Below are 16,460 nucleotides of genomic sequence, written 5' to 3' on the forward strand. Positions count from 1 at the left end.
CAGCAGATCATCCGCGAGCAGCTCATCGACTACGTCCGCAGCGCGGTCACGCACACCGGCGGGATCACGCATCTGAAGAAGGTCCTCGACTACGCGTCCCAGTACCAGATCAAGTCGGGCATGCACGGCCCGACGGACATCTCCCCGGTCGGGATGGCGGCCGCGATGCACCTGGGGTTGGCGATCCACAACTTCGGCATCCAGGAGTACATGAAGCACGGCGAGAAGACCGATGCCGTGTTCCAGCAGTCCTACACCTGGGACAACGGCATGCTGCACCCGGGAGAAGCACCGGGTCTCGGTGTCGAGCTGAACGTGGACGAGGCGGGCAAGTACCCGTACCAGCGCGCCTACCTGCCCTACAACCGCCTCGCCGACGGCACCGTCCACGACTGGTGACCCCGGCGACGCCCCGTCAGCGGAGGCCGAGGAGCGCAGCGACGCGGTGGCGCAGTCCTGCCCGGACGAGCCGGGCGTGCTCCCGCGCCGCCGTCCGGGCCTCGTCCACCTGACCGGTGGCGATCGCCTCGAACAGTTGCTCGTGGACGGCGAGCGAGTCCTGGGCCGCTTCGTCGCGGACCAACCTGCCGCCGTATGCGGAGCGCTGCGTCGAGACCAGGGCGCTCTCGATGCCGTCGAGCAGGAAGGAGAGCACCTCGCTGCCGGCCGCGTCGACGAGCGCAGCGTGGAATTCGCCGTTGGCGACGCCGAGGGCGTCGCCGGATTCGGCACTCCGCATCCGATCGAGGGCGGATCGGGCCGAGTCGACCGCGTGCGAGGCCGACGGGGAGGATTGCTCGGCCGCCCGCTGCGCGACGAACTCGTCGAGGAAGTCCCTGATCTGCGCGAGCTCGATCAGACGCTGGGGATCGCGGCGGACCAGGGCGCCGAGCTGGATGCCGAGCACCTCGCTGGTCGGCCGGGTCACCGTGCCGCGCCGCCCACGGCCCAACTCGATGAGCCCTCGGCCGCTCAGGACCTTCAACACCTCTCGGACCGTGGCGCGGCTGATCCCGTAGCGCTCGGAGAGTTCGGATTCGCTCGGGAGCTTCGCGCCGAACTCGAACTCGTCGGCGAGTTCCCGCTGCAAGTCGTCGGCGATGTCCTCGACCCGAGACTCGGTCCCTCCGGTGTGATCCATGCCGTGAAGGTATCAGACAACTTTTGGCCCGTGTGAGTAACTGGACAAAGGTGTCAGACATCTTTTGGCGTGTTTGGGGCGTCATTCGGCGATTTTTCAGCCAAGCACCTTGATTTCGTCGGGCTACCTGGAGAATCTTCTCGAAAAGTTGCTTGACAACTTTGACCGCTAGGCGGAGGATCGATCCATCAACGACGATGGGAGTCAGGTGTTCGAGTACGTCACATCACTGGGCCGGGTGCGCGGCGAGCGGATCGACACCCCGGACGGCGCGGCGGTCGCGGTCCTCGGGCTCCCGACCGCTCGGGTCGCAGCCCGGTTCCAGCCGGCGGTACGGCCGGACGGTTGGCGCGGTGTCCGCGCAAGCGCTCAAGGCCCGATCGCCTGGCAGGACGCGGGGCGGGCCGGAGGGGCACCGATGAGCGAGGCCAACAGCCTCACAGCGAACGTCTGGCTCCCCGGTGAACGCGTCGACACCCCTCGACCGGTCCTCGTCTGGGTCCACGGCGGCGCGCACCTCTACGGCTCGAACGCGCACCCGCTGTGCGACGGTGCCCGCCTCGCCGCGGCGCACGGGATCATCGTGGTGTCGATCGCGTACCGGCTCGGCTCACTCGGCTCGCTCCGCCTCGACCACCTGCTCGGCCCGGAGTATGTGGACGCCGGCAACCTGGCGCTCCGCGACACGCTCGCCGGCGTCCAGTGGGTGCATGACGAGATCGCGGCTTTCGGGGGCGATCCCGCACGCATCACCGTCATGGGGCAGTCCGCCGGCGGCGTGGCCGTCGCCACGTTGCTCGCCGAGAGCTCCGGCGACTCTCCCTTCCGTCGGGTGATCATCGAGAGCGCGACGGCCGAGCGGGTGCACACGCTCGACGAAGCGGCCGAGGTGACCGATGAACTGCTGGTGGAGCTGGCCGGCTCGGACGCCGACCCTGGCGAGCTGCTGCGCACCGGTCCCGCCGAGCTCGTCGCCGCCCAGGAACGGATGGTCGATCGGTGGCGTGCGACCCGGCGGGGGCCCGGCATCCCCTTCCGGCCCGTCATCGACGGGCGCTTCGTCCACGATGTACCGCTGCGGTCGATCGCAGCAGGCGCCGGCGCCCACATCGACGCGATCATCGGAACGAACCGGAACGAGGCGAGCGGATACGTCGACCTGCTCCGCCTCGCGCCTGCGGAGGCCCTGGCCACGCTCGACCGCGAACTCCAGGCCGACGGTCGAGGCGGAACCGCCGACGCCTATCTGGCTGCCTGCGCTGCGGACGACGGGCGGGTGCTCGATCCGGTCGAGGCGCTGGAATCGTACGTCTCCGACCGGCTCTACCGACGGCCGGTGAGCCGTCTGCTCGACGCGCGTTCCGGTACGGAGGCGAACACCTTCGGCTACCTCTTCGCCTGGAGCCGACCGGACACGCCCACGTGGGCCCGCCGCTCCGGTCACTCGCTCGAGCTGCCGTTCGTGTTCCGACACCTCGACGACAGCGCCGCGGCCAGGGAGGAGCTCGGCGCCGAACCGCCGTTCGAGCTCAGCGAGCGGATGAGCGCGGGATGGGCGGCGTTCGTCGCCGCGGGGGACCCGTCCTCCCCGGATGCCGCGTGGCCGGCGTACGGTCCCGAGCGCTCCACCCGCGTCCTCGACCGTCGGAGCCGGACCGTCCATGACCCCTTCGCCGCCCGTCGGCGTTTCACCGAAGCCTCCCCAGTGCTCACCGCCTGATACCTCGACACAACCGTTCCAGCGACACATCAGCTTCAGAGGAGAAGACAGATGTCACACACGAACCCCCTGCACGACGTCCAGCTCACCCGCCGCACCGCGCTCGGCCTCGGTATCGGCGGTCTCGCCGCCATGGCCCTCGCGGCGTGCTCGCCGGGTGGCGCGAGCACCCAGGCCGCGCGATCCGAGCTCCTGCTGCCCACGTTCCGAGCGCAGCGCGCCGCGGACGCCACCGCCATCGTGAGCCAGGTTGCCGGGGTGCAACCGGTCTACACCTCGTACCCCGCGAGCTACTGGACCAGTGTCGCCGCGGCGCCGGGCCGGGGCGGCGAGTTGAAGACGTTCCAGATGCTGTACTTCTCGCCACCCGCACCACTCGAGTCGAACCCGTTCTGGCAGGAGCTCAACAAGCGGATCAACGCCGACTTCAAGCCGAGCTACGCCTCCGGCGACAACTACGACGCGAAGGTCGCGACGACGCTCGCGGGCGGCACGCTGCCGGACATCATGTACCTCCGAGACGAGGTCCCGGCGGTGCAGCAGGCGATCCAGGCCGGTGCATTCGCCGACCTGTCCGACGCGCTGGGCGGCGACGCCGTCCTCGAGTACCCGAACCTGGCGAACCTCGAGACCCATGCATGGCGGAACTCGGCGAAGGGCAACCGCATCATGGGCGTCCCGCGCACGAGCCCCCGCGTGACGGCGTGCCCGGTCATCCGCACCGACCTCATGGAGGCGGTCGGTGCGACCGGTCAGCCGGCCGATGCGGCGGCGTTCGCGGACGTCCTGGCGGAGATCGCGAAGCTCGGCGAACACGCCGGCCGTCGCGTGTGGGCGGTGGGCGGTCTCGGCACGGGACAGATTCAACTCCTGTCGCGCTGGATGTTCGGCGCGGGCGCGGACTGGACCCTCGGCTCCGGCGGCTCGCTCGTCAACACCATCGAGACTGACGAGTTCGAGGCGACCATGGAGTACCTGGCCGGCCTGTGGAAGCGGAAGGTCTTCCACCCCGACGCGATCGCGCTCGGATCCGACTCCCAGCGCAGCAAGGAGAAGCAGCTCTGGCTCGAGGGTCAGATCGCCTTCGAACTCGACGACCCGGCCTGGCTGTCCTCGCAGGGCATGCTGCAGGTCGAGGAGTCGACGACCGGCGCCCGCGTCGGGTACCTGACCCCGCCCGGCCACGACGGCGGCGACATCGTCGTACAGGCGGGACCGGGCTACGGCGGCTTCGACGGGATCTCCGCCTCCGCGGCCAAGGACCCGAAGCGCCTGGCGGAGCTGCTGCGCTTCCTCGACTGGTGGGCTGCGCCGTTCGGCACCGAGGAGAACCTGTTCATCGGCGGGTCCGGTCTGGAGGGCTACAACTACACCTTCGGGCCGGGCAAGCAGATCGTCTCGACGGGAGACGCGACCGCCCTCGCCAACCTCCAGGGCCTCAAATGGCTGGGCGTCACCGCACCGCCGTACATCATGCTGAACAACGAGAACGCCGGGCGCGCCGACGCACTCGTCGCGCAGATGGAGTACCTCACGAAGGCCGCCGTCGACAGCCCGGTCGTCGGCCTGACGTCCACCACGCAGACGAGCCGTGGGGCCCAGCTGACCCAGATCAACGACGACTACCGCAACAAGATCGTCTCGGGCAAGCTCTCGGTCTCCGCGATCAAGGACTGGCGGTCCGACTGGCGGAAAGCCGGTGGCGACCAGGTGAAGGCCGACTACCGCAAGCTCCTCGACGAACGGAAGTGACGTCATGACGCAGCTGCAGACCAGGTCGGCGCGCTCCGCCGCCCGCGATCGTCGTCGAGAGGACGCGGCCCGCCGGCACCGCACCCCGCTCGGGACCCGGATGCGTCGCGAGTGGCGGATGTACGCGCTCATCCTGCCCGGGCTCCTGTTCTTCGTGCTCTTCGCCTACGTCCCGATCCTCGGCAACGTCGTCGCCTTCCAGGCATTCTCGCCGTTCCTGGGGATCGAGGGCTCACCGTGGGTGGGCTTCGACAACTTCGTCCGCATCGTCAGCGACCCGGAGGTCGTTCGGGCAGTGGTCAACACGATCCAGATCGCCGTCCTCCAGATCGTCTTCTCCTTCCCTGCACCGATCCTGCTCGCCCTCCTCCTCAACAGCCTGTTGTCGTCCCGCGTGAAGCGGGTCGTGCAGTCGATCGTCTACCTGCCGCACTTCATCTCCTGGGTGATCGTGATCTCCATCTGGCAGCAGATCCTCGGCGGCGCCGGACCGGTCGCCGGGCTGTTCGAGTCCCTCGGCGTCGACGGCGTGAACATCATGTCGAATCCGGACACCTTCAAGCTCCTCGTGACCTCGCAGGTCATCTGGAAGGACATCGGCTGGGGGACCATCATCTTCTTCGCGGCGATCGCGGCGATCCCGCAGGAACTCTACGAGGCTGCGGCGGTGGACGGCGCGAAGCCGTGGCGGCAGACGTGGCACGTGACCCTGCCGGGGCTCGTCCCGGTGATCTCGCTGCTGCTGGTCCTGACCGTCGGCAACGTGCTGACCGTCGGGTTCGAGCAGCTGCTCCTGCAACAACCGATCGTCGGCGCGGATGCTGCGCAGGTCATCGACACCTTCGTGTACTTCCGAGGCGTGGTCGGAGGCGACTGGGGGATCTCCGCAGCCGCAGGACTCATCAAGGGCGTCATCGGCACGCTCCTGGTGCTGGGCGCGAACCATCTGGCGAAACGAATGGGAACGGAGGGGGTCCTGTGACCACCATGACAGCACCGGAGACGCCGACGGCGCCGATCACCCCGGAGGCCGCGGGCGGCGCTCGCCCACCGCGGACGAAACGTCGGCGACGCGGTCCCACGAGCGACCGACCGGCGTGGATGGGGCGCCCCTCCGTCCCCGTTCAGGCGCTCAAAGCCCTCGTCATCGGCTTCATCGTCCTGGTGATGCTGTACCCGTTCGTCTACATCATCGCGATGAGCTTCGCCTCGAAGGACGCGCAGACGAGCGGCTTCCTGCCGACCTCGTTCTCGCTGGACGCGTACCAGGCGATCCTCGCCGGCGACATCGTCACGCGTTCGCTGCTCATCTCGGCCTTCGTGACGATCGTCGGGACGGCGCTCTCGCTCACCTGCACCGTGATGTTGGCCTACGGGCTCAGCCGCACCAGGCAGGTCCCCGGCTCGCGCGCGATCCTGCTCCTCGTCGTGTTCACCATGTTCTTCGGTGCCGGGATCATCCCCAACTACCTGCTGATGAAGAACCTCGGCCTGTTGAACACCCTGTGGTCGCTCATCCTCCCTGGCCTGATCTCGGCGTTCAACATGGTGGTCGTGCGCAACTTCTTCATGAGCATCCCGGCGAGTCTCATCGAGTCCGCGCGCATCGACGGCGCGAGCGACTTCCGGATCCTCTGGAAGATCGTCCTGCCGCTGTCGCGCCCCGTGCTCGCGGTCGTCGGGCTCTTCGCCGCCGTCGGGTACTGGAACAGCTACTTCAGTGCGCTGCTCTACATCAACGACTCGAGCCTGTGGCCGGTGCAGGTCGTGCTGAACCAGTACGTCATCCAGGGGTCCGTCCTCACCGACATCATCGGTTCGGACGTCCCGACACCACCGTCCCAGTCGGTGCAGATGGCGGTCGTGGTCCTCGCGACCCTGCCGATCCTGATCGTCTACCCGTTCATCCAGCGCCACTTCACGAAGGGCATGCTGACCGGCGCGATCAAGGGGTGATTCCCTGATCCGATTCCGAACGGACCGCGACACCCCGGACCCTCCTGGTCCGGGGTGTCGTTCGTGGTGTGCTGTAGCCGTGCGCCTCAGTCGATGGGGTCGAGTCGTCCCGGCCGGACGACGACCCACAGGATGACGATCGCGGCGAGCTGGCCGACCACCATGACCGCGGCCACGGGTGCGGCGCTCGTCACCCCGATGAACCCTGCGATCGGGGTGGCGAGCGCGCCGAAGCCCTGCCGGGTGGCGTTCAGGAGACTCGCCGCGGTGCCGGCGTCGCCGCCGTGGCGGGCGAGCGCGAGGGTCTGGATGCAGGGGGTGTTCACACCGAGGAAGAAGGTGAACGCCCAGAGGAACACCATGATGCTCACGAGCGGCCCGACGGGCAGGAGCCCGATCAGGAGCAGCCCGATGGCGGAGAGCCCGAGACCGGTGGTGGACAGCATGACGATGCGGCGAGGTTCGATGCGATGGGCGATGCGGACCCCGAGTTGCGTGCCGAGGAGCATCATGAGCGCGTGCGAGGCGAAGACGAGACCGTACTGCAGTTCGCTGAGCCCGTAGACCCGTTGGAACAGGAACGAGGACGCCGCGAGATAGCTGTACATGCCGGCCCACGCCAGTGAGGTCACGAGCACGAGCCCGACGAAGGGTCGGTCGGAGCCCACCCGCCGCATCGCCGAGGCGCGAGCGCGCAGTCCTCCGGGGTGCCGGCGTTCCGGAGGGAGCGTCTCGCCGATGAGGACGAGCACGAGCAGCCCGATGGCGAGTCCGTATCCGGCGAGGGAGGCGAAGACGCCCCGCCACTCCATGACCTCCAGCAACAGCGACCCGAACAGTGGCCCGACGGCGATGGCCATCCCCGAAATGAGCGACATCGACGCCAGCATGCGCATCATCGACAACCCGGAGTAGAGGTCGCGCACGATGGCGAGCGCGATGACGCCCGTCGCGGCCGACGCCGCGCCCTGGAGCACGCGAGCGGCCACCAACATCTCGACCGAGGGCGCGAGGGCGCAGGCGATCGAGGCGGCGACGTGGACGACGGTGGCGATGAGCATCGGCTGGCGCCGACCGACGGCGTCGCTCCAGGGGCCGGCGAAGAACTGTCCGAAGACCATGCCGATCATCGCGCCCGTGAAGGTGAACTGGATCGACGGCTCCGAGACGCCGAACGTGCCCGCGATCTGCGGGAAGGCCGGCAGGTAGATGTCGATCGTGAAGGTGCTGAGTGTCTGCAGCAGTCCCAGCGCGATGACGTACGCGATCCGTCGGCGTGCGAAGTCGTCGGCCGCCGGTGCCGCGTCGCCCGCGCTCATCGCCGGTGTCCCGTCGAGGACACCGGTCGGATCGCGCGGCTCATGCGGTCGCTTCGCGGGCGGTGAACCCGAGTGGGTCCCGGAGGAGCGCGGCGAACGCGACGTCGCTCGCCCCCGCGAGGAGCTGGCTCTCGCCGAGCCGCGGTTCGACGAGGCGGGCCGGGCTGCGCAGCGCGGAGATGGTCTCGTCCGAGAGTCGCCGTCGGATCGCGCCGTCGCCCTGGGCGAGCAGCAGACCGAAGAAGCCGCCCATGACGACGATCTCGGGGTCGTAGATGTTGGTGATGACCCGGATCGCGGTCGCGACGTACTCCAGCTGCCGGTCGAGGGCGCCGGCGGTCCGGGCGGCGGATCCCTCGGCGAGCGCGGCACGGAGGTCCGCGAGCGCGACCGAGGCGGCACCGGTGGCCGCGGCGATGGCGTGCGAGGAGACGACGGTCGTGAGACAGCCGACGTTGCCGCAACTGCACACCGGTCCGTCGGGGGCGACGAGCAGATGGCCGAGGCGGGCGATGCCGCCGTTCGCGCCTTGCAGGATCCGGCCGTCGACGAGAGCCGCCGCCCCGATCCCGCCGGGGCCGCCGTAGAGGTAGACAGCGTCGTCGGTGTCACGGGCCGCGCCCCAGTGTCGTTCAGCGGCGAGCCCGACGGCGGCGTCGAAGGCGACCCGGGAGGGGATACCGGTCGCGTCCTGCAACAGCGAGGCGAACGGCACGTTCCGCCACCGCAGGTGCGGCGCGTAGACCACGTCTTCGCCGGTCTTGTCGACGCGGCCCGGGGTGGCAGCGCAGAGCGCGACCAGGCGGGAGTCCGGTAGGGCCGCGTGCAGCTCGCCGACGGCTTCGGCGGTCATCACGGCGGCCTCGTTCGGGGTGACCACCCGCTCGCTCGGACGGAAGGTCTGCGCGACGATCCGCCCGCCGAGGGCGCAGAGGGCCACTCGGACCCCGTCGACGTCGGGGTTCACGGACACCGCGAGGAACCGATCCGTGGGGACGACGACGGGGGAGGGGCGCCCGACCCGGGTCGCCGGGGGAGCGGCCTCCTGGCGGACGACGCCGGCGAGTTCGAGGTCGGAGATGACGGTCGCCACCGACGAGCGGGAGAGACCGGTGCGCCTGGTGATCTCCGCTCTGGAGAGGCCACCGTCGCCGTGGACGAGTGCGAGGACGGCGGACACGTTCCGCCGTCGGATGTCCTCGAGGGTGTGCCCGGAGGGGGTTCCGATGCTCATTGGGTCCTCTCGACGGGGTTCCTCCGCGACCGGTGCGGAGCGAGCTGATAAGTTCTAGTCTTGCACAAATGCAACGCGATCGAGGAGACCGGCATGCACAACGTACTCATTCTTCGTGGCGAGGGGCGCTACGCCGATCCCTGGCACGACTTCGCTGCGACGTCGGGCCGCGTGGCCGATCTCGCCCGAGAGGAGGGGCTCGGGGTCCGGGTGAGTGGTGCGGTGGAGGAGGAGCTGGCATCACTCGACGATGTCGACCTCCTCGTCCTCATGGTCGGCAATCCCACACGGCACGGACTGGAGTCGTCAACCTTCGCGGCGGCGCAGGAGGGGTTCGAGGCCTACGCGCGCGGCGGAGGGTCGATCTGGTCGCACCACGTCTCAGCCACGTCGTTCCCCCACATGCCGGCGTGGGAGCGGGTGATCGGCGGTCGGTGGGTCGGTGGTGTCTCGATGCATCCCGAGATCGGCCAGGCTGCCATCGAGGTGCCCGACACCGGGCATCCGATCACGCGGGGTCTCGGCGACTTCACCGTCTGGGATGAGCGCTACACGCACCTCCGGATCTCCGACGCCGTCCGGCCGCTCGCCTTCCACGAGCACGAGGGCGTCCGTCATCCGGTGTTGTGGACGCACCGCCCGGGTCCCGCCCGCGTCGTCTACGACGCACTGGGTCACGACATCCGTTCGTTCGACTCGCCCGAACGACAGATCCTCCTGCAGCGCAGCCTCGGCTGGCTGCTCGACGGCGATGCCACGGGAATGACGGCCTGAGTTTGTCCAAGTCTTGAACATAAGCTACTGTTCCTGACAGCAGCACCGGCTGTAGCGACGACCGGTGCACCACCGAAGGATTACGAGGAGGTAATTCCATGAAGCGATCAGCCGTCTGGATCACCGCAGCCGTCGTCGGGGCCCTGGCCCTCGGCGGATGCTCCGCCGGGAGCGACAGCGAGGCACCCGCCGAGAGCGGCCCGGTGACGCTCACCTGGTGGACGTGGTGGGCCGGCGCCCCCGGCATCGCGGATGCCTGGAACGCGGAACACCCGGACATCCAGGTCAAGGTCACCAACGTCGGGGGTGGCACCGATCAGTTCACCAAACTCAACGCCGCCGTGCGGGCCGGGGAGGGCCCGGACCTCGCGCTCGCCGAGTACCAGTGGCTCCCCTCGTACATCTCGAGCGGCGTCGCCGCAGACATCAGCGAGTACGTGGACGGCATCGAGGACCAGTACAGTCCTGCCGTCTGGAACCTCGTCCATCTCGGTGACGACGGGGTCTACGGGGTCCCGCTCGACCAGGCGCCGATGCTGCTCATGTACCGCGCCGACCTCTTCGAGCAGTACGGGCTCTCCGTGCCCACGACCTGGGACGAGTTCGCCGACACCGCCAGGGCGTCGAAACAGGCCGCTCCGGATGCGGTCCTCGCGAACTTCCCGACCAGTGATGCCGGCTGGCTCGCCGGGCTCACCGCCCAAGCCGGCGGCGACTGGTGGTCACTCGACGACGGCTCCTGGTCCGTCGACATCGACGGCGCGGCACCGACGAAGGTGGCCGACTACTGGGACGGACTCGTCGGCGAGGGCGTCGTCTCGGCCGGCGCGAGCGGGACGCCGGAGTTCAACGCGCAACTGAACTCCGGCAAGATCCTCACCCAGGTCATCGGGTCCTGGGGCGCGACCGGATCCTCGGTGAAGACCGGCGCGCCGGACACCATCGGGAAGTGGCGGATCGCTCCGCTGCCGTCATGGACCGACGACGACCCGGGCGTCGGGTTCCAGGGCGGCTCCTCGAGCCTCGTCACGACGACGTCGAAGCACCCGAAGCAGGCGGCCGAGTTCCTCGCCTGGTTGGGTTCCACCGCGGAGGGGCAGGGCGTCATGATCGAGCAGGGCGGCAACTTCCCGGCCTCCGCACCCGGCCTCGACGTCTACGCGAGCATCCCGCAGCCGGCCGACAAGGCGGCCGCCGGACAGGAGGACTTCCACGACATCCTGCTCGACGTCGCCGCCGACACCACGGACGTGACCTGGGGGCCGAACACGACGGTCGCCTTCAGCGCCTACACGGATCAGGTCGGGAAGGCCATCCAGGCCGGTCGCCCCCTCGCCGATGCACTCGCAGCCGTGCAGCAGACGGTCCGCGCGGACCTCGAGAAGTCGGGATTCGACGTCGAATGAACACCACACCGCTCATGAGAGCCACGAGCGCGTCACCTCCGGTTCCGGACCATGGCCGGATCAGGACGCCTCGTCACCGGGTCCCGGCACCGATCGCCCCGTACCTGTTCCTCCTCCCGGCCATCGTGCTCTTCCTCCTGTTCCTCGTCGCGCCCATCGGCTACGCCGTCGTGCTGAGCCTGTTCGGGCAACGGGTCCCGGCCGGATCCGGGGGCTACGGGGCTCGCGAGCAGACCTTCGTCGGCCTCGACAACTACGTCACCTCACTCACGGACCCCGAGTTCGTCGCCAGTGTGGGTCGCCTCGGTCTCTACGCGGTCATCGTCATCCCGTGCACCCTCGGCATCGCTCTGCTGTTCGCGCTCCTCCTCGACCTCCCCGGCATCCGTGGCGCGCGGATCTGGCGGACCGGCATCCTGCTGCCCTACGCCATCCCCGGCGTCATCGCGGCGATGATGTGGGGCTTCCTCTACCTGCCGTCGACCAGCCCGGTGAACGCGGTGCTCACCGGCGTCGGACTACCCGCGGTCGAACCGCTCGCCTCCGGTTCGGTCATCGCCGCCCTTGCGAACATCAGCGTCTGGGGGTCGCTCGGCTTCAACATGGTCATCATGTTCACCGCGCTGCGAGCCGTCCCCGCCGAGGTCTACGAGGCCGCCCGCATCGACGGCTGTTCCGAGTTCGACATCGCGGTGCGGATCAAGATCCCGCTCATCGTGCCGTCACTCGTCCTCACCTCGCTGTTCGCCCTCATCGGGACGCTCCAGGCCTACGCCGAACCGACCGCGCTCCGCCCGCTCACCGACACCATCAGCTCCACCTTCTTCCCGCTGATGAAGGTCAACACGGATGCCTTCACCAACGACAACATCAACGGCGCAGCGGCGACCGCGGTCATCATCGCCGGGTTCACCCTCGCGGCCTCGGCCATCCTGCTGCGTGTGACCCGGGATCGGAGCGACGCCTCATGACCACCGCCACCCTCCGCGCCGGGGCGACGGCTCCTGGCGCCGCCGTGCCGAGACGACCCCGCCGCGGACCGCTCATCCCGACCGTCATCCTGGTCGTGGGTGCCGCGTACTGCCTCTCCCCGCTCGTCTGGGTCGTCATGGCCTCGACGAAGTCGCCGCAGGAACTCTTCTCCACCTTCACCCTGGCGCCCGGGACCGGCTTCCTCTCCAACCTCGAGAAGCTGTTCACCATGCAGAACGGCGTCTTCCTCTCGTGGATCGGCAACACGATCGTGTACTCGCTCGGCGGTTCCGTGCTGTGCGTGCTCGTGTCGGCGCTCGCCGGGTACGCGCTGGCGAAGTTCCGATTCCCAGGGCGCGACACGATGTTCCGGATCCTCCTCGGTGGGGTGCTCATCCCCGGGATCGCGTTGGCGATCCCGCAGTACTTCGTGATGGCCGGCCTCGGTCTCACGAACACCTACTGGGCGGTGCTCCTGCCGATGGTGATCAGCCCGTTCAGCATCTTCCTCTGTCGGGTCTACGCCACCTCCTCGGTGTCGTCCGACCTTCTCGAGGCGGCCAGGATCGACGGGGCGGGGGAGTTCTCGATCTTCCGGCGGATCGCGCTCCCGATCATGGTGCCCGGGCTCGTGACCGTCTTCCTCCTGCACTTCATCGGCACCTGGAACAACTTCCTCCTGCCGTACCTGATGCTGTCCAACGAACGGCTCTACCCGCTGACCCTGGGGCTCTTCACCCTGCTGAGCACCGGGGACGGGAAGGAGCTGTTGTACACGACGGCCATCGTCGGCGCATTCGTGTCGCTCATCCCGCTCGTCGCACTCATGCTGTTCCTGCAGCGGTTCTGGAAGCTCGACCTCATCAGCGGTGGATTGAAAGGATGACCATGACGGAGCGGATCTCGGCCCTCGTCGAGCAACGGCCCCTCGGTGACACGGGTGTGACGGTGAGCCCGATCATCGCGGGTGCCGCAGGCTGGCGTCGGCGGGAGGACGGCTCCGGCTCGTCCCGGCAGGAGAGCCTCGAGCTCGCCGCCGCGATGGCTGGCGACGGCGTCGTGACCACGATCGACACGGCCAACAACTACGGCTACGGCGACAGCGAGCGACGCATCGCCCAGGTACTCGCACAGCTCGGTGACGAGGCCGGACGGCTCCGGGTGCAGACGAAGGCGGACCGCGAGCCGGGGACCGACGACTTCTCCGCACCGCAGATGCGTCGGTCGCTCGAACAGAGCATGGAACGGCTCGGCGTCGACCACCTCCCGATGGTGTACCTGCACGATCCCGAGAACACCACCTGGGAGCTCGCGATGGCCGACGACGGCCCGGTCGCCGCGCTCGTGGCGGCGCGCGAGGAAGGCCTGATCGGCGCGCTCGGGATATCCGGCGGTCCGGCCGAGCTGCTCGCGCGGTTCGTCGGCACCGGCCACTTCCAGTCCGTGATCACACACAACCGGTTCACGCTCGTCGACCGGTCGGCGGATGCGCTGCTCACGTTGGCCGCCGAGGCGGGGCTCGGTGTCCTGAACGCCGCGCCCTACGGCGGAGGCCTGCTCACCAGTTGGCCCGTGCGGACCACGCGGTACGCCTACGGCACCGCCCCCGAGGCGATGCTCCGAGCCGTCGATCGGATCGGCCGCGTGTGCGACGAGGCAGGAGTGCCACTCGCCGCCGCCGCGCTGCAGTGGTCGCTCCGCGACCCGCGTATCACCGGGACGATCGTCGGCATGGAACGGCTCGAGGATTACACGCGCACGCTCGACCTCGCCGCCGTGCCCATCGACGACAGCCTGTGGACGGCCATCGAGGCGGTCGAGCTCGACGTCTCCACCTGGCAGGACACCCCGCGCGGCTGACGGGCCGGACGCTCAGCGCCGCTGTGCCGGTGTCACCGCGCCTCAGCGGGTGAGCGCCGGACCGTGCCCCGGGGCGATCGTGCCCTGCAGGACGAGTGACGCGGCACCGATGGCGGCCGCGTCGCGCGGGTTGGCGGAGAGCTCGACCACGATCGGGTGTGCCCGGCGGGCGAAGAACCGTTCCTCGAGGCGTTCCCTGATGGCGCGGGCGTAGAGCGAACCGGCGACCGCCATGCCGGGGCCGGCGAGGACGAGTCGGTCGAGGTCGAGCAGATTCGCGAGCGTCACCGTGGCTGCGGCGACCCGGTCGGCCGAGAACCGGATGAGGTCGAGCGCCACCTCGTGCCCGCTGACGGCCGCCCGGGCGAGCTGGTCGAAGTCACGGCTGAGGGTCTCCGGTGCGAAGCCGAGCCCCAGGCCGTCGAGACGGTCCCGCACCGCTTCGGCGGCGGCCATCACGGCCGCCGGTGCCGCGTAGCGTTCCAGACAACCGCGGTTGCCGCAGTGGCAGGGGACACCGTCGACCTCGATGCTGATGTGACCGAGTTCACCCGCGTTCGAACTCGAACCGCGGTAGAGCGCACCGCCCAGCACCATACCGGCGCCGATGCCGGTGCCCATGTAGACGCAGGCGAACGACTCCGTCCGCGAGACCTGGCGGCTCCAGAACTCGCCGACGGCCGCGGCGGCGGCGTCGTTGTCGACGACCACCGGCACGTCGAGGTTCTCCTGCAACGCCTGCTGCAGGGGGAAGTCGTCCCAGCGGACGAGCGTCGGTGGCCCGAGCAGCACCCCGCCGAGCTGGGCGATCGGCCCGGGTGCGACGACCGCGACCCCGGCTATCGACGGCGCCGCGAGCCCCACCCCGGCGACGAAGTCGCGGTAGAGCGTCACGAGGCGATCGGTCACCTGCTCCGGCGTTGCCGATCCCGCGCCGTCGACGAGCTGCCGGCCGACCACGCCACCACGGACGTCGGTGGCGACGAGCGTGATCGACTCGAACCCGAGCTGCACGCCGATCCCGTACTTCGCACTCGCGTTGATCTCGAGGAGGGTCCGCGGTTTCCCGCCTCGGGGTGCTGCGCGGCCGGTCTCGCGGACGAGCCCGTCCTCGATGAGGCGACGCACGATGTTGGAGATCGACGGTTGGGTCAGGCCGGTCGCCTCGGTGAGCTCCGTGCGGCTGATCGTGCCGGCCGAGCGGATGAGGTCGACGATGAGTGCCTGGCTACCGGGGCCCGACTGCACGGACTCGCGTCTGGCCATCTGTCCCTCCCGGCGATCGTCGAGCGCGTAATGTGAGGGCCACACGACCACTCCTCACGAAAGGCCGCGTCCCGATGGGTCTCGACGCCGAACAGACTATCGCGCAGCCCCGGCCGATCGGCCTCACGCTGTTCCGTGCCTCGGAGATCTACGGGGCTGAGCCGTTCTACCACGAGCTCATCGCGGGCATCGATCGCGTGGTCCGCCCGCACGGCCTGTCGGTGCTGCTGCGCGTCCTGCCGACGCGCGAGGAGGAGCTGCTGCAGCTCGGACGCTGGCAGCGGGACGGCACGGTGAGCGCCGTGATCCTCGTGGACCTCATCGACGACGACGAGCGGGTCGCCTTCGTCGAGCGCTCGGGCATCCCCGCGATCGTGATCGGCGCACCGACGACGGCGCAGGGGCTGCCGGCCGTCTGGACCAACGACGCGGTCACGATGCACGAGGCCGTCGACCACCTCGTCTCCCTCGGGCACCGGCGGCTCGCGCACGTCACCGGTCCGCGCGAACTCACCCACACGCTCTCGCGCATGGAGGCGTTCACCCTCGCCTCCGACCTGCCCGACGTGGACACCGTCTCGATCGGCGGCGACTACTCCCGGGCGTCCGGTGTCCAGGCCATGCAGGCGCTGCTCGCACGGGACCCGCGACCGACGGCGGTCGTCTTCGACAGCGACGTCATGGCGCTCGGCGGCTTGCAGGCCGTACAGGAGGCCGGATTGCGCGTCCCCGACGACCTGTCGATCGTCGCGTGGGACGACTCGTCGCAGTGCCAGCTGTCCGACCCGCCGATGTCGGCGCTCAGTCACGACGTCCAGCGCATCGGTGAGATGGCGGGCGAGGAGCTCTTGGAGCTGCTCGCCGGTCGTGTGGGCACCACTCGCGAGGCCCCGCACGCCGTGGTCATCGAGCGCTCCACCTCGGGGATCGCCCCGGCCGTCTGAGTCGCGCCGAGCGGCCGGGGGCCCTGGCTTCCTGTGACCGAGTTGTTATATAAATTAATAATGTTTAGTCTTGACGGACGCGGGACGGCAGACGATGCTGGACAACGAGCGAGGAG

General features: G+C 69.3%; 15 protein-coding genes. 11 read left to right on the forward strand and 4 right to left on the reverse strand.

What is annotated here, in order from left to right; all coding sequences use genetic code 11:
• Window positions 1-399, forward strand: a 399-nt coding sequence (locus BIU99_RS12725; RefSeq protein ID WP_305790364.1) for an enolase C-terminal domain-like protein, incomplete at its 5' end; no start/stop codon positions are given.
• A gap of 16 nt (window positions 400-415) precedes the next feature.
• On the opposite strand, the gene BIU99_RS12730 is transcribed toward BIU99_RS12725, so the two are convergent.
• Window positions 416-1,141 (reverse strand): FadR/GntR family transcriptional regulator, encoded by a 726-nt coding sequence (locus BIU99_RS12730; RefSeq protein ID WP_064295946.1) that lies wholly within the window; start codon window positions 1,139-1,141, stop codon window positions 416-418.
• A gap of 208 nt (window positions 1,142-1,349) precedes the next feature.
• On the opposite strand from BIU99_RS12730, the gene BIU99_RS12735 reads away from it, so the two are divergent.
• From BIU99_RS12735 to BIU99_RS12750, 4 genes are read left to right on the forward strand one after another with little or no spacing between them, the layout of a single operon-like run.
• Entirely contained in the window at window positions 1,350-2,861 is a 1,512-nt protein-coding gene (locus BIU99_RS12735) for a carboxylesterase/lipase family protein (RefSeq protein WP_071261547.1), read from the forward strand.
• Window positions 2,862-2,912: 51 nt separating this feature from the next.
• Window positions 2,913-4,613 (forward strand): extracellular solute-binding protein, encoded by a 1,701-nt coding sequence (locus BIU99_RS12740; RefSeq protein ID WP_071261549.1) that lies wholly within the window; start codon window positions 2,913-2,915, stop codon window positions 4,611-4,613.
• A gap of 4 nt (window positions 4,614-4,617) precedes the next feature.
• Window positions 4,618-5,595, forward strand: a complete 978-nt coding sequence (locus BIU99_RS12745; RefSeq protein ID WP_071261550.1) for a sugar ABC transporter permease — start codon at window positions 4,618-4,620, stop codon at window positions 5,593-5,595.
• Window positions 5,596-5,600: 5 nt separating this feature from the next.
• The gene (locus BIU99_RS12750; RefSeq protein ID WP_083397369.1) at window positions 5,601-6,569 is read left to right on the forward strand and encodes a carbohydrate ABC transporter permease; all 969 of its coding nucleotides are present in this window, start codon (window positions 5,601-5,603) and stop codon (window positions 6,567-6,569) included.
• A gap of 86 nt (window positions 6,570-6,655) precedes the next feature.
• On the opposite strand, the gene BIU99_RS12755 is transcribed toward BIU99_RS12750, so the two are convergent.
• Window positions 6,656-7,888 carry a multidrug effflux MFS transporter gene (locus tag BIU99_RS12755; RefSeq protein WP_071261551.1) on the reverse strand — a complete coding sequence of 411 codons (1,233 nt, stop codon included), beginning with the start codon at window positions 7,886-7,888 and terminating at the stop codon, window positions 6,656-6,658.
• A gap of 40 nt (window positions 7,889-7,928) precedes the next feature.
• A complete protein-coding gene (locus BIU99_RS12760) occupies window positions 7,929-9,122 on the reverse strand; it encodes an ROK family transcriptional regulator (RefSeq protein WP_071261552.1) in 1,194 nt (397 codons plus the stop codon).
• A 93-nt stretch (window positions 9,123-9,215) separates the two neighbouring features.
• Here BIU99_RS12760 and BIU99_RS12765 point away from each other — a divergent pair, with 93 nt between their 5' ends.
• The 5 genes from BIU99_RS12765 (at window position 9,216) to BIU99_RS12785 (ending at window position 14,134) form a co-directional block, all read left to right on the forward strand.
• Complete coding sequence (locus BIU99_RS12765) at window positions 9,216-9,896, forward strand: ThuA domain-containing protein (RefSeq protein ID WP_064295952.1); 681 nt, start codon at window positions 9,216-9,218, stop codon at window positions 9,894-9,896.
• Between the two features lie 98 nt (window positions 9,897-9,994).
• Entirely contained in the window at window positions 9,995-11,302 is a 1,308-nt protein-coding gene (locus BIU99_RS12770) for an extracellular solute-binding protein (RefSeq protein ID WP_064295953.1), read from the forward strand.
• Between the two features lie 14 nt (window positions 11,303-11,316).
• Window positions 11,317-12,273, forward strand: a complete 957-nt coding sequence (locus BIU99_RS12775) for a carbohydrate ABC transporter permease (protein WP_071261832.1) — start codon at window positions 11,317-11,319, stop codon at window positions 12,271-12,273.
• On the forward strand, window positions 12,270-13,160 hold the full coding sequence (locus BIU99_RS12780; RefSeq protein ID WP_071261553.1) for a carbohydrate ABC transporter permease: 891 nt from the start codon (window positions 12,270-12,272) through the stop codon (window positions 13,158-13,160). Before BIU99_RS12775 ends, BIU99_RS12780 begins: the two co-directional genes overlap by 4 nt.
• Before the next feature lie 2 nt (window positions 13,161-13,162).
• A complete protein-coding gene (locus BIU99_RS12785) occupies window positions 13,163-14,134 on the forward strand; it encodes an aldo/keto reductase (protein WP_071261555.1) in 972 nt (323 codons plus the stop codon).
• A gap of 42 nt (window positions 14,135-14,176) precedes the next feature.
• Here BIU99_RS12785 and BIU99_RS12790 read toward each other — a convergent pair whose 3' ends face one another.
• Window positions 14,177-15,400: an ROK family transcriptional regulator gene (locus BIU99_RS12790; protein WP_175484394.1), complete on the reverse strand. Its 1,224-nt coding sequence runs from the start codon at window positions 15,398-15,400 to the stop codon at window positions 14,177-14,179.
• A gap of 74 nt (window positions 15,401-15,474) precedes the next feature.
• Here BIU99_RS12790 and BIU99_RS12795 point away from each other — a divergent pair, with 74 nt between their 5' ends.
• Window positions 15,475-16,344, forward strand: coding sequence for a LacI family DNA-binding transcriptional regulator (locus BIU99_RS12795; RefSeq protein ID WP_071261556.1), 870 nt, complete (start codon window positions 15,475-15,477; stop codon window positions 16,342-16,344).
• Window positions 16,345-16,460: the final 116 nt, after the last annotated feature.

The sequence above is a fragment of the Plantibacter sp. MMLR14_011 genome (genome assembly GCF_001865025.1).
Taxonomy (GTDB): domain Bacteria; phylum Actinomycetota; class Actinomycetes; order Actinomycetales; family Microbacteriaceae; genus Plantibacter; species Plantibacter flavus_A.